The following is a 23,338-nucleotide window of genomic DNA, read 5'->3' as shown; positions in this document are numbered from 1 at the left end:
AGGGGTAAAAATTAACTTGATTTAATTAAATACAACTCCGATACTTTATTCATGGGAAACCTCTCAGTAATCCAAAGGTCTCTTTCTTTAACCGGTCACAAGGATTATGACCGGCCGGTGAAATCATTCTTATCCTGGCTTGGAGCTCAGCCGGTTAGCGAAACTACCATCAAAGAATTCCTGAGCAACATGAAGGCCCAAGGTTACGCACCTGCATCGATCCAGTTTGCTAAGGTTGCACTCAAGAAATCGATTCTATTATCTTTTCCCGAAGCTACTAATACGGAGTTTCTAATCCGATTGGAAAAAGCATTTAAGGAAATGAAGATACCTAGACCTCAAGTTGAACTAGCCCACGGGAAGCTATTAGACAAGGAAGAGATTGGATTCGTCCTTGAGGCGTTACCCTTTAAATTTTCTATCCTAATTGAAGCACTCTATGAAACCGGAGCTCGAATCTCCGAACTACTCTCTGTCAGGCTGAAAAACTGCAAGGTGAATAAGGCAAACGTCGAGATTGCTATCATAGGGAAACGAAACAAAGCCGGGAGTCTTCACTTATCCAAAGAGCTCTACAGTAAAATTCAGGAAGTCTTTAACGGCAAAACGTTTCTATTCGAAAACTTGAAAACAAAGCGGCCGTACACTCGAAGGTACGTATCTTTAAAACTACAAGAACTGAATTTTGATTTAAAAAGAAACGTTCACGCTCACCAATTTAGGCATTCTAGAATCACTCATTTACTTCGGGCAGGAAAACCTCTCGACGCGGTGTCTCGATTTGCAAGGCACTTCGAGCCTGGATTTACGGCTCGCGTTTATGGACACAACAGCCTCACCCCCGAGGAAATCTCATCCACGGCCATTCGGGTAAGACGAGCATGACTGAACCTAAGAAAAAACCCGCTCCAAAGAAAGGAAGGCCGAAAGTAACAACCGAGCCCACCCGCAAAGCAACGTACTCAATTCCCGAGAGTCTTTATTCTAAGCTGATCGATGACGCGAGGGTGAGTAAGCGGAGCATTGCCCAACAATTGATCTTTATTTTAGAAGAGTATTTTAAAGGGAAAAGGTAGGAATTCTCTAAATTTTGTTCTTTATGTTTATGCAGACTACTTTCAAAGGCGTTAAACGATTCTTGACTATATCCCAAAGAATTTCGTCATCGATTGCAAAGTATCCGTGCGCGAGAATATCTCGAATTCCAGCAATTTTCTTCTACTCAATTTCCGAGTGTAAGTCTTTCAATTCTACTGGAATCTCTTTCAACTGCGCGTTTCTTTTCTATATTATGAATAAATGAATTTTTAGAATCTATTCCTATTAGAAATTTTTCAATTTCTGAGATGCTATCTAAAATATCTTGTATATATGCCTCGATATCACGCGGCATATACTACTTCTTGAAGTATTCTTTCTTTTAAGAAAGGCTTTACGCTAGATTCAGTAACCAAGTCTACTTTGCATTGGAAAAGATTTTCCAAATAAAACTTTAAGTCCATGTACGAATCTAAATTTAATCTACCTTTCCCGTATGAAACAAGAACATCTAAATCGCTATTTTCATTATTCTCATTTCGAGCGAAAGACCCAAATATACCGATTGAATTAACACCGAATGATCGAATTTTAGGAAGATGATTTCGAATAATATCCAACGCCTGTTCTCGATTCATAACAAGAGTCTAGTTAAATTACCTATTTTGTCCAGCCCATTTTCTAAATGTAAAGCTTGCGTCGCAAGTTAGGCGCAAATATTCTAATCCTTAAACAAAATAGCGTTATGCGCTTTTAATGGTATCTTCGGGGTCGTTTGAAACTGTTTTAGAAGAAAAGTTTCCAGCCTGTTTTTCCAAATACGAGAAGAATTCCTCGTCTAGTTCAGGATCTACCAAATAAACAATTCTTCTAGGATCCGCATTTCTTTCCAGATTAAATATCGCTCTTCGTCTATCTAATTTCAAACTTTCTTTTTCAAATCCGGAAATACGAAATTTTCCGTTGTTTACGAATTTAGGAGTTATCGTTCCAACTCGTTCTAAAGTCGGTCGAATTGAATTTTTTTTTCGATTCCCTAATTACGCAAACTTCGAAAAATACTTTTTGATTCGAGTCCTGCGATGCCACGATTACGAAGTCCCCCACTTTAATGAATGGTTCGTTACTGCAAAGAGAGAGGCCTACATAATCGTAAAAGTCCTTCAGAGTTTTTTCGTTATATGCAAAAAAGCTATTATTAAGAATAAGTTTTAGTGCTGTAATTGGCTCAACCGAGCTTCTCCAGGATTGGGCGGTGGTAAGGGACGCAAATTCCCCCGCAATCGAAAGAATGCCTATATCATCGGAAAACGAAAAACTAGTAACAATATCCTTTATTTGTTTTTTGATATCGTTAATAATGTAATTCTTCTTATAATCAGTTTGATATTTTTCCAGATAGCTTCGTAATTTATTCACTAGGTCTTTTGGTTGAGGATAATTATTATTTATACTATCGCCTTTATGCGGCCTGTGATGATTCAGCACGATCGACTTTACCGAATCCTGCAAATCAGGAATATTCGCGATCATAAAGTAGCTAATAATCGGATGATTTTTAATATATTCTAATTCTTCACCTTTCAAATTGGCGTGAGTAGGCATTTTCATTTGAGTATAGCCGATATCGGCCATATAAGAAGCCATCATTAAATTCATCTGCTCAACTTTCTTTATTTCAGAATCTACCTTTGTGAAAGTCTTTCCAGTCCTCACTTTCATTGCCATAGCAATTACGGTTCTTTTTGTAAGGACTTCCGAGTCAACCGGAGCTCCTGCGCTTGACATTACTTCTAAAATATTTACGAGCCCTGTTTCCATATTCGGAGAGGATTTAAAATCCTCTAAAATGGAATCAATTGATTTGCCAACGCTTCGGACATGAGAACCATTTAGCGGGAATTTCTTAATGTCTTTTAAAAGATCCGTGGCTCCTCTAGACAAATCGATTGACAGTTTTGGATTTATTAACTTTTCAAAGGAAGCGTCTATTTTTCCCTGATCTAATCCTATTTTGCCTATTTCCGAAGTAAGAAAATAGATCCCCTGCCCTTCGAATTTTCGAAGGCGACTGATATCATCCCCACTCGCTGTATCGCTTTTATGAATTAGAATTTGTCCGTTCTTATTATAAAAATCTACAGGGATCGTCGAATTTTCTCGAAAGGACTGGATTACTTCTTCAGTAAAATCAAATTTTTGTAAATCTTTGGATGAGTCCATATTACGGGCAGGATTTCCTTTTTTAAATGTCGTTTTCTCTTTTTTGCCGAAGAAGAAATTACTCAAAACTAAGAATACAAGAGTAGTTTCTTTTTTTTTAAAAGAACTCTATATAAGAATTATTTTACTTCTATGCACCTGGTTCGCCAGCGAGTGAGTCCTGTAGATTCTGTGGTTATTGCAGCAATGCAATCTTGATTTGTACTAAACTCTCCCAATTTTAAGGGACCCCTTGGGGAATTGAGCCAAAGAATCCACATTCCTAAAATAACCAAATTAATTTTCATTCCGACTAATATTTCTCCCACCTTGATATTCAAGATATATGAAAGGACGGTAAAAAATTCGTATTTCAAGCTCAAGAATTTTAATTTCTGTTTTAGATAAGAATCGTTATTAAAGAAAGGATTGCCCTTGCTCGCTTTAATTGAATTGGTTCAATTCTGTTAACCGAATTAAATTTTGCCACACAAAACATATTAAACTCTTTCACATGACTTAGAATGAAATCGAAAAGTATAATTTCAATTCCCGATTCGTAATACAAGTCCGATACAATTTAATAATTTATAGATAACTTTTAATTTTGTATTGCACCAGAATTCGAATTATTAAAAAAGAATATATGCGGTACTTTAAACAATCGAAAATATTAAATATATAAAGTGACCTGAGTTAGAAGAAATTGTATACCAGAAATGAGACTTGCTCTTTATGCGAGAATCGAAAAAATAAAACCATCTTCGTTGAAAATGGAATCCCAATCGTTCGATGTTTAGTTTGCAACCATGTATATTCTACTTATAAGCAAGAGGAGCATTTCGAAAAATATTGGGACGTAGGAGAAATCGAATACGATTTGAATTGGTGAGATATCGCCCATCGAGAAATCTATGACGACTTTATTACGAGCTTTCTAACTAATAAGAAAGGTAAAATTTTAGATGTCGGTTGCGGGTTAGGGTTCTTCATTAAGATGCTTAATAAAGAACGGCCCGAATGGGAAGCTTTCGGTTACGAAATATCTAGGAGTGCCGTTAAATTCGCAAGGGAACGTAATGGGCTCGAGAGCGTTCAATCCGGAATCGTTCAGGATAGCGGCCTACCTAAAGAGAGTTTCGATATAATAACTCTCTGGGACGTTATAGAACATATCCCAAAGCCTCACGGCCTACTTATGTATTTATTCACTTTATTAAAACCGGGTGGATTCCTATTTATTCAAACACCGAATTTCCCCATCCAGCTTCTTAAAGCACAGGTGAAAGTTTTAGTAAAAGGGATGACGAACGACGGCCATTATCTCGAAGCTAAAGATCACATAAACGATTATTCGGAAGAAACGTTAAAGTTACTTTCCAGACAATGCGGATTCTCATCCGTTGATTTTACAATTTTAAAACCAATCGCCGCGGTGTCTGGTTCTAACGCAAAGTTAGGAATCCTTATTAAAAGGATTTATTATTATAGTATCTTACTTTTCTGGTATTTAACTTTTAAGAAAATGAATCTGAATCTAACTTTATTTGCTTTGTTACGCAAATAATGACAAATATCAGTAATTTTGTAGGATATTTTAATAGAATAGAGGATAACTTCAGATTCTATCCTCCTTTAGGAAAATTCATTGAACCCGGAAGAAAAAGGAAATTCGGCTGCCGGGGTAATTTTGAAAATACTTCGTGAACGACGCAATTTTACTTACAAAGAATTATCAAGTAAGCTCGACGGAGTTCCAATCGATCTAATTATCGATTTAGAAAGTGGAGCCCTCCCGATGACAAACGAATTAGCTAGGAAAATTTCCAATTTATTCGACGTACCGATTTCTTTATTTCTAAAGTGATTAATATGTCCACATTAAATAGTGGACATATATAAGTGGTCATATTTATAATCAAGGTATGAAGATTTCAGCGGCTAAGTTCAAGACTACTTGTTTAAACCTAATGGACCGGGTACAAAAGACTCACGAAGAAATTATAATCACGAAGCACGGGAAGCCGGTCGCTAAGCTTACGGCCGTGGAAAGCGCAGAGAATTCAAATCTATTCGGTTACTTAAAAGGAAGAATCAAGATCGAGGGAGACATCGTTTCTAGTTCGGGCATTAAATGGAACGAAGACTAATATATACATGATCGTCTTAGATACTCACGCTTGGATCTGGCTCCTAGAAGGCGATAACAGAATCAATAAAAAGCATATACTTACTAAAATTTATAAAAATATTCCGACTCGAAGTATTTACGTTTCCGAAATATCCGCTTGGGAAGTTGCAATGCTCGTAAGTAAGAAACGAATCAAAATCTCAGGCTCACTCGTCGACTGGATTAAAGAAGGACAAAACGCTCCAGGTATTTATTCGATTAACCTAACACCTGAAATTATTTCTGAGAGTGTCTCCCTTCCGGATTCGTTTCATGGAGACCCGGCCGATCGCTTGATCGTAGCGACAGCTAGAATCTTAAAGGCCGAACTCGTTACTATGGATAAGGCAATCCTTAACTACGCAAGGAAAGGAAACGTTAAAACTCTAAGTCTTAGCCCCCCAAAATCAAAATCGTAAAAGAGATTACTTAAATGGAAAATCGAACAGAACAAATCGAGATAGTCTCAGAAAGTGAATACAAAATAGCGCTGAGTAGGATAGAAATTTTAATGAATAAGGCAAAACGATCAAAAGAAGAAACTCTAGAATTAGAATCTCTATTTGAACTTGCTGAAAGCTACGAAGAAAAACACTTTCCATTTCCCCCTGTCAGTCCATAGGAAGCTACTACATTCAGATAGGAGTAGGAAGGCCGGTCCTAGCTCAAGGAAGACGTACGACATTATTACCCATTCTTTCGGGCCAACGGAAATTGCCTAGAGGATCTACTTTAACTTGTCCTATCCGATTCAAACCTCGTGAATTTCTCCGGTTTTCGGGTTCAAAAATTCGGTCTTACTGATTCTCGTTAAATTAGTGTTTTGCTTTAATTTCCGCTCCCGTCTAGCGTTCGCTTTTTCTTCCGGTGTTAAACCACGGATATCTTTTTCAAACTCCCGGTCTAGTTTGTGTTGTCTACGTTGATGCTCTGCTTTACCGTCCGATCCGATAGCCCGAGCTATAGCCCCCAGATTTGGAACTCCAATCAGTTTAAAAAGCGTCTCCTTACCATCGCGCTTTCTTCGGACAACCTCTAGGCCCTCCAAGATACCTATTTTTCGTTCAAATGTTCTAGTAGTCATGTATTGGGATAAAACTACGAGAATATCTCTTTTCCTGAACCACCCCTCAAAATCCCCCTGTAACCCCTCTAGTTTGCCTTCTAAGGCGTTTAAAACAAGCATTCCTGTCTTCTCTAGGGACTCACCCACCCTACCCCTTCTAAACGCGTCACTGGAAAGCTCGTCAGAACGTGCGACATTATTACTCATTCTTTCACAATTGGGGGGGTACAAAGATTGAAACTTAATGTCGCATGTTATTAAGGAGTATTCTCGAGCATGGATAAGGTCTGCGTCTTTTACTTGGGTTACTAATTTACCTTTTAGTCGTGAGAGGGAGCTATTGATTGTTTTCTGTGTCCGACCAGTCCTTTCTGCTATTTCTCTTTCTGAGATTGGGAGTCCTTGACCTTCTTGGTTTATAATTCCTTTGCCAGTTCTAGCCGCCGTCTCTAGTATGTACGAGTAAGTGAGTTTATCCGTTAACGCTTTTCTTTTATTCCCAGACAAAGTGTTCCAGTCTATAACCGATACTGATTCCCGTAATCGATCAAGCTCTCTTTGGTGTTCTCCTTGATTCTTCTCTATCCACTTTCTTACATTCTTTATAGTACGATCTAAATAGTCTGAATTACTTTCTCTAGTTCGGAAGTTTGTTTTTTCATGCGCTCTTTCTAAAATAAAGTTTCGGATTTCATAATTGGACCACCCAAGAGAAGCGAGACTTCTAATTGCGTGAAACTCTGCTTCCGAATACGAGGGGGATCCATTTTTTGCAAAACCATGCTCTTCATACTTTCCTAAGCAAAGGATTTCAAATGCCTTCCAGTTCATTCCGAACGGTTTTAATTCGGAGGACTTTTTTTCCGACAGGTTAAAACGTTCTATTGGAAGAATTTTAGAAACGAGCTCTAAATCCGCTTCGGATACGTTTACGATTTTTTTCCCTTGAGCCGGGCCGTGGTTCCAACAATATAAAAACCCTTGTCCATTCTTATTGAAAATAGAGGGGGGCATTAGGAAATATTGCCCTTCTCCTCGAACTTCGATTCCGGTCGTTTTAATATCGTTCCGCGATCGGAGAGGAAATGGTGTTCTTATATAGATATGAGGACGTCCGCTCGCGCTATTACCCACCCAAGTCTCGTTCCAAATATCTCTGATTATGGTTTTTTTCCAGGCAGTGTTTTCAAACTTTCGATAGTCATCTACATCAAGAACGGATAAACACGATGATACTGCTCCACCTAGACCGGCTATATTATGATCACCAGCAAATAACTTCGGGATCTCGTTTTTCGGTACGTACTTTTCTTGATACTGTTTCCAGAAACCCTCCGGTTTCTTCGTTCCTGATTTAACTGGGATTACCTGGATACCATTTTCATGGTATGCTTGGGCCGATTCTAAAATTTCGTTTCTCTCAAACATTATTTCACCTGCATCCTGTTATGTGAGAAAAGGCAAAGTGATGCGAAACTATTTTGAAATATCGTTAGGCTATATGAGGACATATACCCACCTCCGGTTTTAATTCCAGTGAATAGCAATGCTAAGGACTGGGTGCACGAAGCCGCCTGGCCTCATGACATTGAAATAAAATGAAGTGGGAAATTTCTTTCTCCCGACCTCTATTCTGCATTGATCTTCAAATTCCGCAAGTCAGTGCGGTACTTAACGATCTGATACTAACCTAAGCAAATTTTACCTTAAAAGGAGAAATTTTTAGCTTGCATCTTAGGGACATAATAGGTTAGGCCGTGAAAAGTAGGCAAGGGAATTTTAAAGTGATTTAGAGGAATTTTTTAAAGTAAAAAGGGTTCCTTCCCCCCATCCTTACGAAGTAAATTCGTCCGGCTGACTTTGGGGGGAAGGGATTTTTTGCAGAATAAAGGAAGGGACCAACGGGCGTTGGTTCTTCCAAAATTAACAGCAACAGTATCGTTAATGTAAATTTTGCAAAAACCAAAGTCCTTCTTTCTTCTAAGACGAACCATGCTTTGTTATCTCAATTCAAAATATTTAGATTAAACCTAACGGATGATTCTCTCACAACTCAAAGAACTTAATTCCAACAACGACGCGGGAGCGTTTTTCAATAGGTATGAGTATCGTGTAGTACGATAGGTACAAAAATGCAAGCAACAATTTGCAAAAAAATGTAAAAGACTGCTTATTTGATAAAATTATCAAAATTAATTGCGGTAATTATATAAACCCCACTTATTTGGTTGGATTAAGTGGAATTCAATTTTTAAAAAAGGAAAATTCTAATTGTGTCAATTTCGAAAAAAAAGAACTCGAATTTGGGCCGCCCACCAAAACCAAAAGAGCCGAAAAAAGGAATTACAATATACCTGACAATTCCTCTTTCTGAAAAACTAGATGAAGTTTCGAGAAAGAATAATCGTTCGAAGGCGCAGGAAATTATTCATGCTTTAAAAACTATATATATGCCGGAAGAAAAACATGAGTAAAATCATAGCGTTTGTGAACCAGAAAGGAGGTTGTGGAAAAACAACAAGTTCTTCTTTGTCTGCAAAATCTTTAGCCGATTCCGGAAAAAAAGTTCTTCTAATCGATTGTGATCCGCAAGCAGGGCTTACATCTTTCTATTTACCTAGAACATCCTCTCCAAGAGTCGGTTTATTTGAATTATTGACGACGAAGGATAAAGCTGAAAAAGGAAAGCATATTCACGATACAAGGACTGACTTGTTTTCTGGAACTATAGATATTATTCCAAGTGACTACAGATTAGATAAAATATTTGCTACAGCGAGTCCGTACGAATTCGATCATAAACTTCCGAATGATTACGACTATATCATTATCGACACACCACCGACAGTAATTGGGATTTCCAGAGCAGCTATTCATATAGCGGATTGTATAATCATTCCAACTGAAATAGCTCCCCAAGCACTCGGACCAACTGAATATACAGTCCAAAGCATACAGCAAAATAAAAAAACGCCGAAGGTAGTTTTCATCGGCTGGAAAGATCCTGGTAAGAAGAACGGATTCAATGCCACGCAAGCAAGAATTTTTGCGGAAACATTTAAACCGTATTTAGTAGGCAATTTACCAAAGAACGGAACCACTTCCGGTTTCGCTGCAGAATACAAAAAACCCACCGAGGCTCTAAAGAAAACTATTCTAAACCAAACTCTTCAGATAATTAATGAGGTTACAAGATGATTCGAAAAATAGGCGAAGGTCTTGCTACTTTAGATAGTATGGAAATTTCCTCCGAGCTGGCGGAGGTGCAACATTTAATGCCGATTTCGAATGACGATCGTGTACGTCTGAGATTATCGATCGAAAAACATGGAATAAAAGATCCTATTCGAGTCTATAAAGATAAAACGATTAATAAAATCCTTTCTGGGCTTAATCGCTGGGAGATAGGGAACGAGTTAAATTTTACCGAACCCCAACGAATCGAAATTTATGATATTAGCAACGCTACTAGGGAAGAGGTCATTGATTTTTGTGTAGGGGAGAACTTGGAGAGAAGACATTTCACTACCGAGGAAAAAAGAAACATTATTTTATATTTCTTAAAAAAAGACCCAACTAAGTCGGATAGATCAGTTGCCAAAGCGGTCGGCGTGAGCCCTTCGACAGTGGGTAAAGAAAGAGCACGTGTCCAAGTTGGACACGTCGAAAAACGGGACAGCAAAGGACGAAAAATAGGGATCAAACCGAAAAATAATACCCTACTTGCTTCCAGAAAGGTGATATCAAAGCAAAAGAATAAACCCATAACCCCTAAAGAACGAATAATCGAACTGAATTCTGAGATTAAGAATTTAAAGGCACAAAAAACGGCCGCCGAAAAAGAAGCTGCCCGCATTGGAAAAGAAATAACGGCTTTAAATAAACAAATCGAAGCCTTGAAAATAAAAGGAAAATAGCAAAGGTGCGCCGGCTCACCTTTTTGTCGTATAGGCTTCCTAGCTTTAAAGGATTCTATAAAAAGGATAAAATCGGCAGAAAATGGCAGATAAACGCTACCTGAACTTGCCGTTTTATTAAGCCTCGGTCGATCTTGAATTCTTTTAAAGGCAGATCATAAAAGCCTAAAGTTTCTATCGTGCGTCCTTTTTTAGTTTGAATCTTCGCGGCTGATCGTAAAAGATCGGTCGGGTTAATTCGCATGGACACGACTAACCCCAAGCTGTCATTTCCTTGGCCCGTCAAGGGGCAACTATTTTCTACCCTTCTTTTATTCTTCGTTATTTGGGTTTCATTCGGAGAAGGGAAAAAGCGTTCAATCGCTACCGAACTAAGGAATCTGTATGGAGAAGCCGCAAAGGCTTACGTTTTTAATCAAGACTGTTATGAAACCCGGATACAATTAAATACGGTTCTGTTACTAAGTCGAGATTATAGAAATGCAAGGACACTTGTAGGGAAATGCAGTACAGAACTGGGGTTTAAAGAAGAGGCGAAAGCACTGCTCGAAGAAGAATATAAAGCGCACCCTAAAAGCACCGATGCCTTCATTTGGCTTCAATGGAATAGGCTTTTCTTAAAAGAAAATCCTTATAAATTATTGAATGAATGGGAGACCGTATTTGCAAATTCTCCTTTGCCGATGGATACGAATTATTTGACCGCATTCGCTTTCTTACTGGAAGCAACCGAACGCGATTTTTATGCCGTTGAAATCTATAATAAACTAATAGAACTATTGCCGGCCTATCCGTTTCCTCATGTAAGAAAAGCGGCTATACTTTACAAATTGCGAGAAACGACGGAGGGCGACCGTGAAATGAAGATGGCGAAGGCACTCGGTTATAAAGATGTGACTCTTACTTTGAATCTTAAAAAGTCCTCGATCATTAATACTAGTTACGCGAAAGTTGAATAGATTGGAATTCTCGCTGGACTAATTAAATATTATGCGGTACCTAGCTTTCTTATTCTCTACGTTCCTACTATCTTGTACGACCGCTAACCTACTCGACCCTCCCTCCATTCCAAAGCCGAGAATTGATAAAAAGAAGATCGCTCTTATCGGGTTTCATCCATATTCGACTGAGACCGTTGGAAACAAATTAGACGGTTGGATTAACACGCCTTGTAAAAGTGAGATTTCCCTAAAATATGGAACGGATTTGAAGTCAGCCTTCTTCAAAGGAAGGAGAAATGTTCCTTCGGATCACAGGGCCGCTTATCCTTTGCCTACGCAAGTGATTTCGCCTCTTGAGTATGGATCATCCATCGCCAAGTTTCCATCCTCCGGTTTGGATCCAAGTGTACCGGAAGGAAACATCCAGGGCTTCATCGATTTTTCGTATAAGCATATGGCGGCAGGGGCTCTACCGGATATATGCGAAGTGTTGGACTTTGACCCGCAGACAAAAACCTTTCGAATGAAAAAAAGGGAAGTTGATTACTATGTCGTCGGAATCTTTACGCCCGTATTTTTTAAAGCGACCGTATTAGGTGCGGTCGTCTATGCGACAACGTTTCCTTTTAGCGTTTTAAGTCTCGGGCTTATTCCTTCCTTTTTTGAGCAGAAGACAGAGTCTTTTTTTAGAGTCTACGATTCCAAATTGAACATAATAAGAGAATTTAAAACCGGACATTCGTTTTGGCAAATTTCGGCCCTTTGGGTTTTTCCAAGTGAAAGAAATAAAGCTGAGGATGAGTTTTCCTATGACCCTCCGGCGTGGGAAAAAGACGTAGAAGAATTAGACAAGGCTTGGAAGCCGTAAGTAGGCCGGTGTTGGAATTGATCAACGATTCTATCTCAAAAGACTATTATAGGGTTACCAAACACGCATTAATTCAAGCGGGTAACGACGGACAAACCGTTTCCTTCTTCTTTGATATTTAGTATGGTCGGAGAAATCCCAGTGCATAGTGTCTGGGCTTTTAATGCGGACTCGGAAATCTCAATATTAATTTCAATCTATATTCCCTCAAAAGAGAAATGGGACGATTTTAGAAAAAGGAAATGAAGAAATGAGAGTAGGAGATTTTATACCCTGTCCTGTCTGCGGGAAAGGGGAAATGATTCATAGGAAAGTAGAAGAGGTTATCCAAGGCGGAAACAATACGGCTATTGTTGAAGTAGAGATCGAAGAATGCAATTATTGCGGAGAGAGACTTTTTACCCCCGCTCAAATCCGTATTTTCGAAGAAATCAAAGAAAAACTAGCGTCTCAAATTACGGAAGATTTTCAGGAAATCGGAAAATTGTATCGGTTTACCGTGTAATTTATTTTTTCCTTCTTTTCTTGTTAGTCTTTCTTTTTTCAGTAGGTATTTCCGCTTTTAAACTGACCAGCTTTTCTATTCTGGATTTGGCCTCTTCGATTGCCGGCTCTAAATTTGATGGAGCAATTTCTATAAAACGGGAATAGCTTTCTATTGCAAGCTTATCGTTCTTCACATTTTCGTATGCTAATGCTAGGTTATATATGATTTCCGGAATCTCTCCGCTTAGTCTTAGAGCCTCTCGGTAGTCTTCAATCGCAGGATAATATTTTCCTTGGGATGAATATATAGTCCCTCGGTTATAATACGCCGGGCCGTAGGCGGGATCTATTTTAATAGCGGTATTAAATTCTTGTAGGGCTTCGGGAATCTTCTTTTGGTTCAGGTATGCGGTGCCGGCGTTTGAAATGTAGTCTGGGACATTCGGGTTTAACGTAGCCGCTTCCTTGAACTTTAGGACCGCTTTTTCGGGGTCTGTGCTCATAAGCTTAACTCCTTCGGCATTTAGCTCCTTCCCTTTTTCAACGTTTGATTTGCAGGATAGAACAACTACTATAATGGATAGGATAATGCAGAGTCGTTTAGAATATTTCATTAAATTCATTCGATGAAATCCTTTTGCACCTTAGAAAATTGAGTAAAGTATAAAAAACAAAATTGTCGGACCGATCGCCTGGACGACTGCCCTACCGAGCGGTTGATCGAATTGTTTTTGAAACGATTTTATAGCATAGAGTAGAGCTCCAAAGTACCCTGCGAGGAAAAAGATTCCTTGAATGACGAAAAGGAGCTTCATGAGGAAGCCGGCAACGAGAAGGTTCTTAACGGCTCCGATTAACCCAAGTATTGAAATCGTTGTAAGCGGAAATAGAAAGCAATTCAGGGTTAGGACGAGTAGGGTAGGGAGTGATATCTGTTTGTCGGTCCCATTTAAAACGTAAAGAAATCCGGCCCAGAAAACGCCGATCACTAACGGAATTAGGATCCAAAAAAGTAAAAATGAAACTGTGCTCTGGGGAAAATGAATTAAAAAATAAAGTAAATAGCTGATCTCTTGATTTGCGTATAGGCTGTCTGCGGTGGAATTTGAAATTGCGCCGGTGAGAAAGAGGACGGTCGTATAAACAACTGTTAACAGAAATGCAAATCCTAAAAGGACCCCGTATCGGATAAGGCTCCTCCGGACGGCCGGGTCTTCCCATCTTTGAATCTCTATTTTGTTCTTCAGTAAAACGACTATATCTTTCCCATTTCTTTCGCCGATTTCCCGAAGATTCTTAAACATGAAGGCCCCGATAAAAGTAATGATAATTAATTCTGCTTATTGTTACTCTTGTCAATTGGATATTTTGAAGGGCTCCCTGAACGGGATAAGAAGCCAGATTTTAGAGAGGAAATGCGATTAAAGAGAGAATCATCAATGTAATTGACTAAAATTAAAGTCTGTCCTCCCTCTGCACATGTGAAGAATTTTACAAAAGTATTCATTTCAATTTTGCTATTTTCTTTAGCCATAGGATGCTCAAAGGAATCGGAGAAGCTGAGTGACGAGTATAAACAGGCTCTCGCTCTATTTCAGTCCAAGCAATTGCCTGAAGCAAGCCAGGCGTTTAGAAGACTGTATGAAGAGAATCCGGATTATCTGCTCGTTCGGCTAATGCTCGCGAAGTCTTACTTTTTATCGAACAAATTGAAAGAAGCGTTGTCACTATTCGAAGAGGACTTTGCAGAGAACCCCAAGCGGCTGGAATCGGCCGTATGGATGTACAGGACTCGGTTTGTAATGGGCGAAGATCTAGGCGAAGTCGCAAAAGGTCTAGATGAGGTTATTTCTAATGACTCAAACGATGTCGAAGCGTGGATACTACGGGGCAGAATCTACGAAGTCCTTGGACGGAAAGACCTTGCGATCGAGAGTTATAGAAACGTAGTGAAACATGAAGAGCGGTTGGGGCTTGCCTACTTCCGTCTTTCAGAATTGTTATTTCATGGAGATAATCGGGATGGCAAAGAAGAACTTACCAAAGCGAGAACGTTCGGTTTCAAAGGTAAGCCAGAAAGAAGAACCGAAGAGACAGACGGTACAAAAATTAAAGGCAAGAAATAAGTTTTTCGGTCGGGCTTGGCGTTTTTTAGTTTCAAAGAAGAGACTCGTTTTAGGTGTTCTGGGCGTATTTCTTGTATCGTATGTTCTGTATTTCTTTCTATCCCTACTCAATGGGACTTGTGTGGCGGGAAATTGCTGGTTCGGCTTAAGCACGTTAGCGTACAAGGACGGGAACGTTTATAAGGGAGAATTGTTTCTTCGCAGGCCAAGCGGTAACGGTGAGTTTCGGAGCCCGAAGAATGAGCATTACTTAGGAGAATGGTCCGGGGGGAAGAAGAACGGATTCGGAGTTTATACGTACGCGAACGGGGACGTGTATGAGGGACATTTTTCGAATAATACCAAGGAAGGAATGGGAGCCTTTACTTGGAAAGGCGGAGGAGTGAAGTACGTCGGGAACTGGGAGGATGGAGAGCCCTCCGGCAAAGGAAAACTATTATTGAACGGCGGTCAAATTGTTCTGGAGGGGGAATATAAGAAGGGTGTAATTTATAACGGAAAAGGGATGCTGGTTTACGAAAACGGAAACCGTTACATCGGGGATTGGAAAGATGGAAAGCGGCACGGAAATGGAATCCTTTTAGAGTCGGATGGGAATCAAGTCCTTTACAAAGGAAAGTTCCGTAACGATCAGCCGGTAGTCGATTATTAACGGTTAAGCGCAAATAGGACAGGATCAACAAGACGTTCTAGTCGAAATTACAACTTAGTATTTTATTAAAAAGGTGGTTGACGCTGAATCGGTACGGATTCAAAGAATAGCGAACGCCTTAAAGCCCGTTTTGATTACGGGAATCTTGGAGAAATATTGTAGATGAAAACCCTTTCTCGCCTCACTGGCCTAATTCTTTTTATAACCTTACTCGCAGGATGTAAGAAGTCATCAAGCGACGATCAATCGGCTTTGTTAGCTGTTGCCCTGGCTCAAAACGGAGCGTCTTGTTTGGGAGCAACTACCCTAACGAAGGGTGGAGCGGCAGTCTCCGGATCTAAATCTGGTTATAACTATTACTATTATACGGGAGGAGGAACGACAGACACTGTGACCTTTACCTCTACTCCTTCGGGAATAACCGGTGCTCTTATCCTAATCGCGAATTCAAATATTATAATTAATGCAAGTAATGTCAATGTTCAAGCGAATTATGCGGTTTTCAACTCTCCTGCCCCATATTCAAATAGTTCTGTTACTACAAACGCAGGAAATTATAGATGCTTTGTAGTCGCAAATCCAAACTCGGCGGCTTACACACTACAAATTCAATAAATTCATTCGAAAAGACCTCATTCGAGAAGGCGGCTTTTAAAACGGCCGTCTTTTCTATTTTTACGTATATCCCGTTTGGGTGTCGTTTAACGTAATTTTATTATTTCGTAGAATCGTTCTATGTGTCAAAATAGCGAAAAAAGATACTTAATTATCATAAATGTTCTGGACTTTCATTCGCTTATCAGCGAGTTTTTCCGTAATCGACAGGAAATACGAGGGGAAGGGGCCTGACCTCTCTTTGTAAGCTTTTGTATTCTGCCGGAATTTATTTCGCGCTTATATTCCATCGGGATAGCCTTAGAAATTCTGCTTAGTGTCCGTTGATTGCTGGGGATGGTTTTGTATGAAACTGAGAGAAAAGAAACTTCGAGAGTTTACATTTGAGCAGAAACTTCTTTCGGGCTCTTTACTTATCTCTTACATAGCTCTTCTCTTCTTTCCTGTTTCGTTTCTATTCTCTCAGAACGTTAATTATCCAAATTTCGTAGCTCCGACTCTTCAACAGCAAAACTTTAATCAACATATGAGTATAGCGAATCAATCGACTTCGCTTAATAGCTGGCAGGCGATTAGCGGACAGGGACTCGCCGAAATCAAGTCAAATTGGGAAAATGCGGCCGTTCTAGAAATTGAGTCAACGGTAAGCTCGATTACGGCCAGCCAAAATTCAAGCATGACCCTCCAACAATACCAAAATGCTGTCTCGGCTTATCTATGGGCTCAAGAAAATAATGCGGAAACGCAATGGTTAAATCAGGTCGATTCTCAGCTATCGACGGCCCGGGACAATTTTATCAACGGGCAACTTGCATTCAATATTTCGCATAGTACCGTTCAGAATCAAAGTCTTTCGATTGTAGAAAGCACGAATCAGGGCGCGCCGGCTTCGGAAGATTATAGAACTGCCCTAAATACGGGGCTTCAAAAATTTTCGGATTCTTTAACAGACCTGCAAAGAAACTACCAGCAACAGTTATCGTCCTTAAATCAAACGGACGCTCAATACCAGGCGAATTTACAACAGCTACAGAATTATGAGAATGCGGTTCGTCAAAATATGCAGTCGGCCGTAATATCTTTAGAGAATTCTTTAAAAACTACTTCTCTTTTTTATAATACGAATCCGGACGGGACGACGAACTGGAATTCGATGACTCAGGCAGGGGTCGATTTACAGGCTTTAATTACAAGCTTGGACCAAGGTTTTGCGAACGGAACCCCTGTTTCTACACTTGCGAATCAGATGGTTACCTATCTCCAGACCCAAGAATTACAAGCCCAAACAAACGCGAACTATTGGGCGCAACAAGCCACTCCTTACAATGCTCCGGCTTTGTCAGGGTATAGCTTCGGAATAGATCGACAAATTTATAACGGCTCTGATTTGGTAGCCTATGGGGATTCGATAGCGTCTCAAAATCCGATCATTGGAGCAATCAAGGCTTACATCGACGGGGGAAGCAATTCCCAGGATTCCACTTTAATAAATTACCTATATAGCAATTATTTCAATTCGAGTAATGTTAAGATTTTAGGAATCAATAGTGCGGACTTTACCGGGTTTAGTAATAATTTTAATCCGTTTCCAGTTACTCTTTGGCATTCGGGGGGTTATTCAAGTTATTCGAACTCCGGATATAATGCTTTCGATTTTACGGCGACCGGTCTTTGGGCATTCGGAATCTTTTTACCTGTGACAGAAACATTTTCCGAAGATACTTTCCAATATTCAATCAATGTCCAGGTTCAAGACCTAAATGCTCAGGCGAACGCGACGGCATGGAACGGATTTGTATCGAACCTGACGACTGAATTAAGTAGCTGGAATACGATTACCCCATCGATAGCGAATTTGGAGAATCAGGTCTCGGCGTATCAGGCGCAATACGCGGCTTGGCACGCGCAGGAAGTCGTGTATAAGGATTCTCTTCAACAATCTTTCACTACAGGCGTCCAAAGCATAACGAACCAACAGCAGACCTGGGAAAACAATCTCAAGAATTCGTTTCAATCCGTTGCGAGCTCGGGGGAGAAATCTGATGATTTGGATCGCTCGAGAAACGTAGATTCTCTTTCTCCTAAGATCGTATTCAATTCTTTACCCGTTGATTCCAAACTTCTTTCTTCGGATACTACCGCTCCGGTTATCGATCAGAGCAGTTTAAACAATACTCTTTCCATCTTCCAACAATCGTTGATGGGAGCTAGTAACCTCGCATTAGAGAACCAGCTAAACAAACAAGCAATCGAGGAGAAAGCGAATGCAGTAAATCGGATCGCAAGCTCTTTTGGAAGTAACGCGGTAGTAGATAGCCACGGAAATATTGTCTATACAACGGCGATAGAAGACGGACACGCGAAGTTGAAGGTAGGCGGAGACGCGACCAACTCAAGCGACTACGAGGCGACGAAGGTAAGCGAAAGCGTTTATCTCTCCGCTCCCGCAACGATCAAGATTGCTGCAGCCGGTGATCTATTCCAGACTTGGGATACGAATTCCGTAATCAGTGCCAACCATGCAAATGAGAATTCTTTTAGTAGTTCGTATAAATCTACGATCAATTCTCTGAATGAACAAATTGCGGCTTTAAATTCTCTGAGCGCCAAGAACGACGCGTCTTTCCAAGAAGAGGCGTCCGCCGAAGCTAGTTTGGCTTCTGCTCAACAAAGTTTATTCCAGGCTTTATCAGGTGGCGGAAACTTTAAGTCCTGGATGGAAAGTCAAATCCAAGATAAAGTTAATAGCGCGATAGCCCAAGCGATTGCGACTTCGACAGGAATGTCGCCAGACATGGCAAACCAGCTTGTAAGCTGGTTCGAGAAAAACCAAGCACAGAAAAAGGCGAAAGCGAAAGCACGGACTCAGGCGATTGTTTCCGGCGTTGAAGTGGTGGCAAGTATCGCTTTATCCTTCGTGGCCGGACCTGAAATGCTCGCGTTGGGACAAGCCGCTATCCAAGCAGTCCAAGGATATCAATCCGGCGGGATCGAAGGCGCACTCGTAGGTGCGGCGTCCGGAGCCGTCAGTGCATATACAAGAGAGGTCGGGTTTAATGCGAATGTTTCGTATAGTAGGGATGGAGGGTTCGCGGCCGGAGTAAGTTATGGAAGTTCTGCGGCGAATGTGGGGATGTCGTTCTCCCAACATGGAAGTACTTCGTTTAACGCGGGAGGGAAGTACGGCAATATATCGTATAATCCTTCGAGTGGATTTAGCGGATCAGTCAACCTAACGCCTAACGCTAAGGCGGGGGGAGTATTGGTAAACATAGGCCAACATACTGGCCCGAGTGTGACGTTCCAAGCAAATAATCTCAAGAAAGGGGTGGGAGCGGCGGCTACAATCAGCGGAAACGGGAATATAGACGCGAGTGCGACGTATAAGAACACGAACATCGCCAGCATAAGCGGGAACTTGCATGACCCAAGTAGCTTCGGAAATTTCACAGTAAACGATCAATTCCAACAGCAGGTAAACCAGAACGCGGCGTTAGAAAAGGCCGATGCGAATTTGGAGGCTGGTAAGGCGAAGCTTGAACAAGGAAGAGATGCAATCGCCGCAACCGGTAACGACTACCAGAGAGAGGTTCTGAATGATCCAAATGCGAGTGCACAGGATAAGCACGATACCTTAGTCACACTTAGTAAAGCGAACGAACTTGCGATGGATCCTAGTTCAGCGTCTACTTGGTTGGGAAGGGCCGCTCAAGATGTAGTCGGGAATTTGGTAGGTAGTTCTGGCTTAGGTGCGAGTGATAGCAATGGTTTTATAGACGAGAAGGGGAAATACGTTCAAAGATACTGTTTTACTGCCGGGACCCTTATTCGGACGAAAGAAGGATTTAAACCTATTGAAAAAATCGAACTTGGAGACGAGGTTCTTTCTTTAAATGCCGAGACTGGTAAGTTATCTTTTAACAAAGTAACGAGCCTTTTTGAAAAGGAAGCACCTGAAATTTACCGGATAACGTATGAAGACGGGCAAGTAATCAATACTACTTGGAATCACCCGTTTTATATCCGTGGGAAAGGCTTTGTCCAAGTTAAGAATATTGAAAAAGACGCAAGATCGGTTACAGTTGCAAGTATTCGGAACTCTTATCGTATAGATAGGAACTCTGGGATTTCGATGGCTGCGTCATTGGCATCGATCGGGAGTAAATCTGCGAACTCAAACTCTTCGACTTGGAAAGAAGAGATTAGGGGAACTGTCGGCGTAGTTAAGATCGAAATCATTCAAAAGAAGACGAAGGTTTATAACTTTGAAGTCGAAGGTAATCACACGTATTTCGTGGGTAAAGACGGAGTTCTTGTACACAATAAGGGAGGATGTTCTGTTTCTGGATTGCCGGACAAGACTGAACTTTTGCACGGCGGAAGTGGATCTGGTGGAGGAGGAGGTTTTGGTCTTTGGTCTGCTATCGGCAGTGCTGCCGCTTCTGGCATAGCCGGGTTACACGAATTAGTTAAGAGCGCATTAGGAGAACCGTCAACTCCGCGAGATACTTCTGTAACTCCTGACGAAGCTTCACAAATGAGGAAACTTGGGCTTGATCCAATAAACGAAGGCGACATTAAAAAATTTCAAGGGAAAGCACCTTCAAGAATTGGTGGATCAACAATAAACGAAAATGTTATTACGCCAAATAAATTTACAGATAAAATAGCCAGTGAAATTGACGGCAAAACGCAGGGTTCTATAAAGCGAACTTCTCTTACGGCTGAAGGAATTAATGCAAAACGAGTTTTAATCGGAGATGGCGATCCAAATAAGATTGCTGTGATTGGTCGAAACATGGACGATCGAGTCCGTCCGTTCGCGAATGCAATAGGAGCAGAAACGTTCAAACCATCTTCGGCCGCCTTAAAAGCCTATGACGCAGGCGATAGTTCGTTAATTTATAAAGAAAATCTAGACTGGGTTCAGAAAATCAAAAGTAAAGGTTATACGGTATATGACGTTGGCCTTGATCCTGCATATGTCGAGCTCGGATCTAAAAAGAAAGGCGACTTTTATAAAATGGAAACGAAGGAATTGTTTGGGACTTCTAAATAATTTATGAATACTGATTCTAGCAAAGAATTCGAAAATATATCGAAGCTAAGCGGTAGTGATTTAGTTTCCGATTACGCTTTATTGGCTAAGAGGTATTTTAAATTCTTAATTGATGATTTTAAATATAAATTGGTAAAAGATACTAGAGAAAGCATGAGTCATGTTATAGAGTATCAAGGAAATAATCGTAAAATTCGTTTGAATTTCGATCTAAGAGATAATTTTTTCTATTTCAGAATATATAATGGATTAGATGTAAAATATAGTGATACGGACAGAGAAAATATTAAGGTGTTTCCTGATTTAATAAAGAAGTTTAATTTACCATTAAAACTTAAAGAACTTCAACCAGACAAAAAGCAATTTGATTTGGCTTTAAAGAAGAATGCTGAATTATTGAAAAACTACGGCAAGGATATTTTAACGGGCAAGGAATGGTTTTAACTCCCCCCGCGAGGGAAGCGTAGGGCTTTAGTCCAACACGGATAGAAGAAATGAAATCGAAGCTAAAAAGAGAGATCGTGTTGGATGAGGGCGGCTGCCCGAACCCGAAGCAGCCCGGCCGCCAGGGCGCGGCCATACTCCTTCTTTTATCTTTCCTTACGTCATCAATCTTCTCGCCTTTACTCTCACTCAGCTTACAAAACGGAGGAACACTCGGATTAGGATCTTCTAAGCTCAATGCAGGAGTTACGTTTTCCCAACACGGAAGTACTTCGTTTAACATGGGAGGTAGCTACGGAAACGTAAGCTATAACCCGCAATCAGGGTTTAGCGGGAGTGTGAATCTTACCCCTGGGCAGAATACCGGTGTTATGTTGAATGTAGCTCAGCATAGCGGGCCCAGTTTGACGGTCCAGCATTCGGATGAGGCTAGCGGAGTCGGTGCTTCCGTAACGATAGATGGTAAGGGAAATACAACAGTCGCGGCAACGTATAGAAATGCCACAGTCGTATCGGCTACGGGGAATGTGCATGATCCGAGTAGCTTCGGGAACCTGAAGGCCAATGATAATTTTAATAATGATTTAAACCAGAACCTTGCGATGGGCAAGGCGGATGCGAATCTGGAAGCTGGTAATGCGAGGCTTGAAGAGGGCAGAAATGCGATAGCCGCAACCGGTAACGACTACCAGAGAGAGGTTCTAAATGATCCAAATGCGAGTGCACAGGATAAGCATGATACCTTAGTCACACTTAGTAAAGCGAACGAACTTGCGATGGATCCTAGTTCAGCGTCTACTTGGTTGGGAAGGACCGCACAAGATATCGCGGGTAGTTTCCTCGGTAGTACGGGGTTGGGTGCGAGTGATAGCAATGGGTTTATAGATAAGAATGGAGAGTATGTCCAAAGAAGTTGCTTCACTGCCGGGACACTCATTCGTACAAAACAAGGCTTAAAACCGATCGAGAAAATCGAGATTGGGGACTTAGTCTTATCCTTAGATCCGAAGACGGGAGACTTGTCTTACAAGAGAGTATCTCGACTTTTCTCCAAAGAGACACCACTCATCCATAGAGTCACTTATACTAACGGAAACGTAATCAATACGACCTGGAATCACCCTTTCTTTATTCGAGGTAAGGGATTTACGGAAGTTAGAAACATAAGTTCGGGTGAAAGCTCTGTTACGGTTGCGAGTATACGAAACTCGTCTCGTACTGAGAGAAGTTCAGGAATACAGCTTGGGGCTTCCCTTGCAGCATTAGGGAGCAGATCGTCGAGCTCTAACTTAGCGACTTGGAAAGACGAGATTCGTGGAACGGTTGGTATTGCTAAGATAGAAGAAGTCTATGAGAAGACGAAAGTTTATAACTTTGAGGTAGAAGACAATCACACGTATTTCGTCGGGAAAGACGGGGTTCTTGTACACAATGATGCTGGATGTATGGCTGGCGGGTTTGCAACCGGTGTTGGTAAAAGTATAGCGAGATTGGTGGATGCTCCTCAGCACCTAATCGAAACGGGCGCGAGTATTGCTGCTCCGGAAAATTTTAGAATCACAGACGAATTTGGTCGTCTGGTGAACGCGCATCCACTTGAAGCCCCATTATCAAAAGGAGTAGCTTCGACACTATATGATAAATTAGTAACTGAGCCTGGAGCAGAGAAGGCGGCCAATTCAGCCTGTCCCGATTGTTCAAAAGATTATTCCACGGGTTATAAATGGGGGTAATTTCATCGGTGATGGTATGCT

At 40.8% G+C, this 23,338-nt stretch carries 22 protein-coding genes and 2 pseudogenes; 18 read left to right on the top strand and 6 right to left on the bottom strand.

Annotated elements, in window-relative coordinates; translation table 11 throughout:
- The first annotated feature begins 51 nt into the window (after window positions 1-51).
- Window positions 52-885 (top strand): tyrosine-type recombinase/integrase, encoded by an 834-nt coding sequence (locus tag LEP1GSC047_RS00140; RefSeq protein WP_010410376.1) that lies wholly within the window; start codon window positions 52-54, stop codon window positions 883-885.
- Complete coding sequence (locus LEP1GSC047_RS00135) at window positions 882-1,076, top strand: hypothetical protein (protein ID WP_010410372.1); 195 nt, start codon at window positions 882-884, stop codon at window positions 1,074-1,076. Before LEP1GSC047_RS00140 ends, LEP1GSC047_RS00135 begins: the two co-directional genes overlap by 4 nt.
- Before the next feature lie 7 nt (window positions 1,077-1,083).
- Here LEP1GSC047_RS00135 and LEP1GSC047_RS21975 read toward each other — a convergent pair whose 3' ends face one another.
- The 3 genes and pseudogenes from LEP1GSC047_RS21975 to LEP1GSC047_RS00125 all read right to left on the bottom strand — a co-directional run bounded on the left by LEP1GSC047_RS21975 (window position 1,084) and on the right by LEP1GSC047_RS00125 (window position 3,261).
- Window positions 1,084-1,170: a hypothetical protein gene (locus LEP1GSC047_RS21975; RefSeq protein WP_238325491.1), complete on the bottom strand. Its 87-nt coding sequence runs from the start codon at window positions 1,168-1,170 to the stop codon at window positions 1,084-1,086.
- 212 nt (window positions 1,171-1,382) lie between these two features.
- Window positions 1,383-1,676: a nucleotidyltransferase family protein gene (locus tag LEP1GSC047_RS00130; protein WP_010410367.1), complete on the bottom strand. Its 294-nt coding sequence runs from the start codon at window positions 1,674-1,676 to the stop codon at window positions 1,383-1,385.
- Between the two features lie 105 nt (window positions 1,677-1,781).
- A pseudogene (locus tag LEP1GSC047_RS00125) lies at window positions 1,782-3,261 on the bottom strand (HD-GYP domain-containing protein).
- A gap of 685 nt (window positions 3,262-3,946) precedes the next feature.
- Here LEP1GSC047_RS00125 and LEP1GSC047_RS00120 point away from each other — a divergent pair.
- The 4 genes and pseudogenes from LEP1GSC047_RS00120 to LEP1GSC047_RS00105 all read left to right on the top strand — a co-directional run bounded on the left by LEP1GSC047_RS00120 (window position 3,947) and on the right by LEP1GSC047_RS00105 (window position 5,829).
- Window positions 3,947-4,807 (top strand): annotated as a pseudogene (locus LEP1GSC047_RS00120) (class I SAM-dependent methyltransferase).
- Between the two features lie 81 nt (window positions 4,808-4,888).
- Entirely contained in the window at window positions 4,889-5,107 is a 219-nt protein-coding gene (locus tag LEP1GSC047_RS00115) for a helix-turn-helix domain-containing protein (RefSeq protein WP_010410360.1), read from the top strand.
- Window positions 5,108-5,165: 58 nt separating this feature from the next.
- Window positions 5,166-5,390, top strand: coding sequence for a type II toxin-antitoxin system Phd/YefM family antitoxin (locus LEP1GSC047_RS00110; protein WP_010410357.1), 225 nt, complete (start codon window positions 5,166-5,168; stop codon window positions 5,388-5,390).
- A gap of 7 nt (window positions 5,391-5,397) precedes the next feature.
- Entirely contained in the window at window positions 5,398-5,829 is a 432-nt protein-coding gene (locus LEP1GSC047_RS00105) for a type II toxin-antitoxin system VapC family toxin (RefSeq protein ID WP_010410354.1), read from the top strand.
- A gap of 332 nt (window positions 5,830-6,161) precedes the next feature.
- On the opposite strand, the gene LEP1GSC047_RS00095 is transcribed toward LEP1GSC047_RS00105, so the two are convergent.
- On the bottom strand, window positions 6,162-7,904 hold the full coding sequence (locus tag LEP1GSC047_RS00095) for a bifunctional DNA primase/polymerase (protein WP_010410348.1): 1,743 nt from the start codon (window positions 7,902-7,904) through the stop codon (window positions 6,162-6,164).
- A gap of 1,038 nt (window positions 7,905-8,942) precedes the next feature.
- On the opposite strand from LEP1GSC047_RS00095, the gene LEP1GSC047_RS00085 reads away from it, so the two are divergent.
- From LEP1GSC047_RS00085 to LEP1GSC047_RS00060, 6 genes are all read left to right on the top strand, one after another.
- Window positions 8,943-9,674 carry a ParA family protein gene (locus LEP1GSC047_RS00085; RefSeq protein WP_010410338.1) on the top strand — a complete coding sequence of 244 codons (732 nt, stop codon included), beginning with the start codon at window positions 8,943-8,945 and terminating at the stop codon, window positions 9,672-9,674.
- Window positions 9,671-10,393, top strand: a complete 723-nt coding sequence (locus tag LEP1GSC047_RS20715; protein ID WP_010410335.1) for a ParB N-terminal domain-containing protein — start codon at window positions 9,671-9,673, stop codon at window positions 10,391-10,393. Before LEP1GSC047_RS00085 ends, LEP1GSC047_RS20715 begins: the two co-directional genes overlap by 4 nt.
- Before the next feature lie 242 nt (window positions 10,394-10,635).
- Complete coding sequence (locus tag LEP1GSC047_RS00070) at window positions 10,636-11,352, top strand: tetratricopeptide repeat protein (RefSeq protein ID WP_010410328.1); 717 nt, start codon at window positions 10,636-10,638, stop codon at window positions 11,350-11,352.
- A 31-nt stretch (window positions 11,353-11,383) separates the two neighbouring features.
- The gene (locus LEP1GSC047_RS00065; RefSeq protein ID WP_010410324.1) at window positions 11,384-12,202 is read left to right on the top strand and encodes an Lp29 family lipoprotein; all 819 of its coding nucleotides are present in this window, start codon (window positions 11,384-11,386) and stop codon (window positions 12,200-12,202) included.
- Window positions 12,190-12,324 (top strand): hypothetical protein, encoded by a 135-nt coding sequence (locus tag LEP1GSC047_RS22320; protein ID WP_258028614.1) that lies wholly within the window; start codon window positions 12,190-12,192, stop codon window positions 12,322-12,324. Before LEP1GSC047_RS00065 ends, LEP1GSC047_RS22320 begins: the two co-directional genes overlap by 13 nt.
- Before the next feature lie 128 nt (window positions 12,325-12,452).
- Window positions 12,453-12,707 (top strand): YgiT-type zinc finger protein, encoded by a 255-nt coding sequence (locus LEP1GSC047_RS00060; RefSeq protein ID WP_010410321.1) that lies wholly within the window; start codon window positions 12,453-12,455, stop codon window positions 12,705-12,707.
- 1 nt (window position 12,708) lies between these two features.
- Here LEP1GSC047_RS00060 and LEP1GSC047_RS00055 read toward each other — a convergent pair whose 3' ends face one another.
- Together LEP1GSC047_RS00055 and LEP1GSC047_RS00050 are read right to left on the bottom strand one after the other, a co-directional pair.
- Window positions 12,709-13,311, bottom strand: a complete 603-nt coding sequence (locus tag LEP1GSC047_RS00055; protein ID WP_020987984.1) for a tetratricopeptide repeat protein — start codon at window positions 13,309-13,311, stop codon at window positions 12,709-12,711.
- A gap of 21 nt (window positions 13,312-13,332) precedes the next feature.
- Window positions 13,333-13,992, bottom strand: coding sequence for a hypothetical protein (locus LEP1GSC047_RS00050; RefSeq protein ID WP_010410317.1), 660 nt, complete (start codon window positions 13,990-13,992; stop codon window positions 13,333-13,335).
- A 141-nt stretch (window positions 13,993-14,133) separates the two neighbouring features.
- Between LEP1GSC047_RS00050 and LEP1GSC047_RS00045 the strand changes: the two genes are divergently transcribed.
- From LEP1GSC047_RS00045 to LEP1GSC047_RS00020, 6 genes are all read left to right on the top strand, one after another.
- Window positions 14,134-14,814: a tetratricopeptide repeat protein gene (locus LEP1GSC047_RS00045; RefSeq protein ID WP_010410312.1), complete on the top strand. Its 681-nt coding sequence runs from the start codon at window positions 14,134-14,136 to the stop codon at window positions 14,812-14,814.
- Window positions 14,711-15,466 carry an MORN repeat-containing protein gene (locus LEP1GSC047_RS00040; protein ID WP_081654322.1) on the top strand — a complete coding sequence of 252 codons (756 nt, stop codon included), beginning with the start codon at window positions 14,711-14,713 and terminating at the stop codon, window positions 15,464-15,466. The genes LEP1GSC047_RS00045 and LEP1GSC047_RS00040 overlap by 104 nt, the downstream gene beginning before the upstream one ends.
- Before the next feature lie 291 nt (window positions 15,467-15,757).
- A complete protein-coding gene (locus LEP1GSC047_RS00035) occupies window positions 15,758-16,081 on the top strand; it encodes a hypothetical protein (RefSeq protein ID WP_238325490.1) in 324 nt (107 codons plus the stop codon).
- Window positions 16,082-16,427: 346 nt separating this feature from the next.
- The gene (locus LEP1GSC047_RS00030; RefSeq protein WP_010410303.1) at window positions 16,428-21,140 is read left to right on the top strand and encodes a TIGR04388 family protein; all 4,713 of its coding nucleotides are present in this window, start codon (window positions 16,428-16,430) and stop codon (window positions 21,138-21,140) included.
- A 3-nt stretch (window positions 21,141-21,143) separates the two neighbouring features.
- Entirely contained in the window at window positions 21,144-21,584 is a 441-nt protein-coding gene (locus tag LEP1GSC047_RS00025; protein ID WP_010410301.1) for a hypothetical protein, read from the top strand.
- A gap of 50 nt (window positions 21,585-21,634) precedes the next feature.
- Window positions 21,635-23,317 (top strand): TIGR04388 family protein, encoded by a 1,683-nt coding sequence (locus tag LEP1GSC047_RS00020; RefSeq protein WP_020987999.1) that lies wholly within the window; start codon window positions 21,635-21,637, stop codon window positions 23,315-23,317.
- The last annotated feature ends 21 nt before the right edge of the window (window positions 23,318-23,338 follow it).

It is taken from the genome of Leptospira inadai serovar Lyme str. 10 (assembly GCF_000243675.2).
In the GTDB taxonomy this organism is placed as follows: domain Bacteria; phylum Spirochaetota; class Leptospiria; order Leptospirales; family Leptospiraceae; genus Leptospira_B; species Leptospira_B inadai.
The sequence above is the reverse complement of the archived record's forward strand: the minus strand, read 5'-3'. Positions and strand labels throughout refer to the sequence as shown.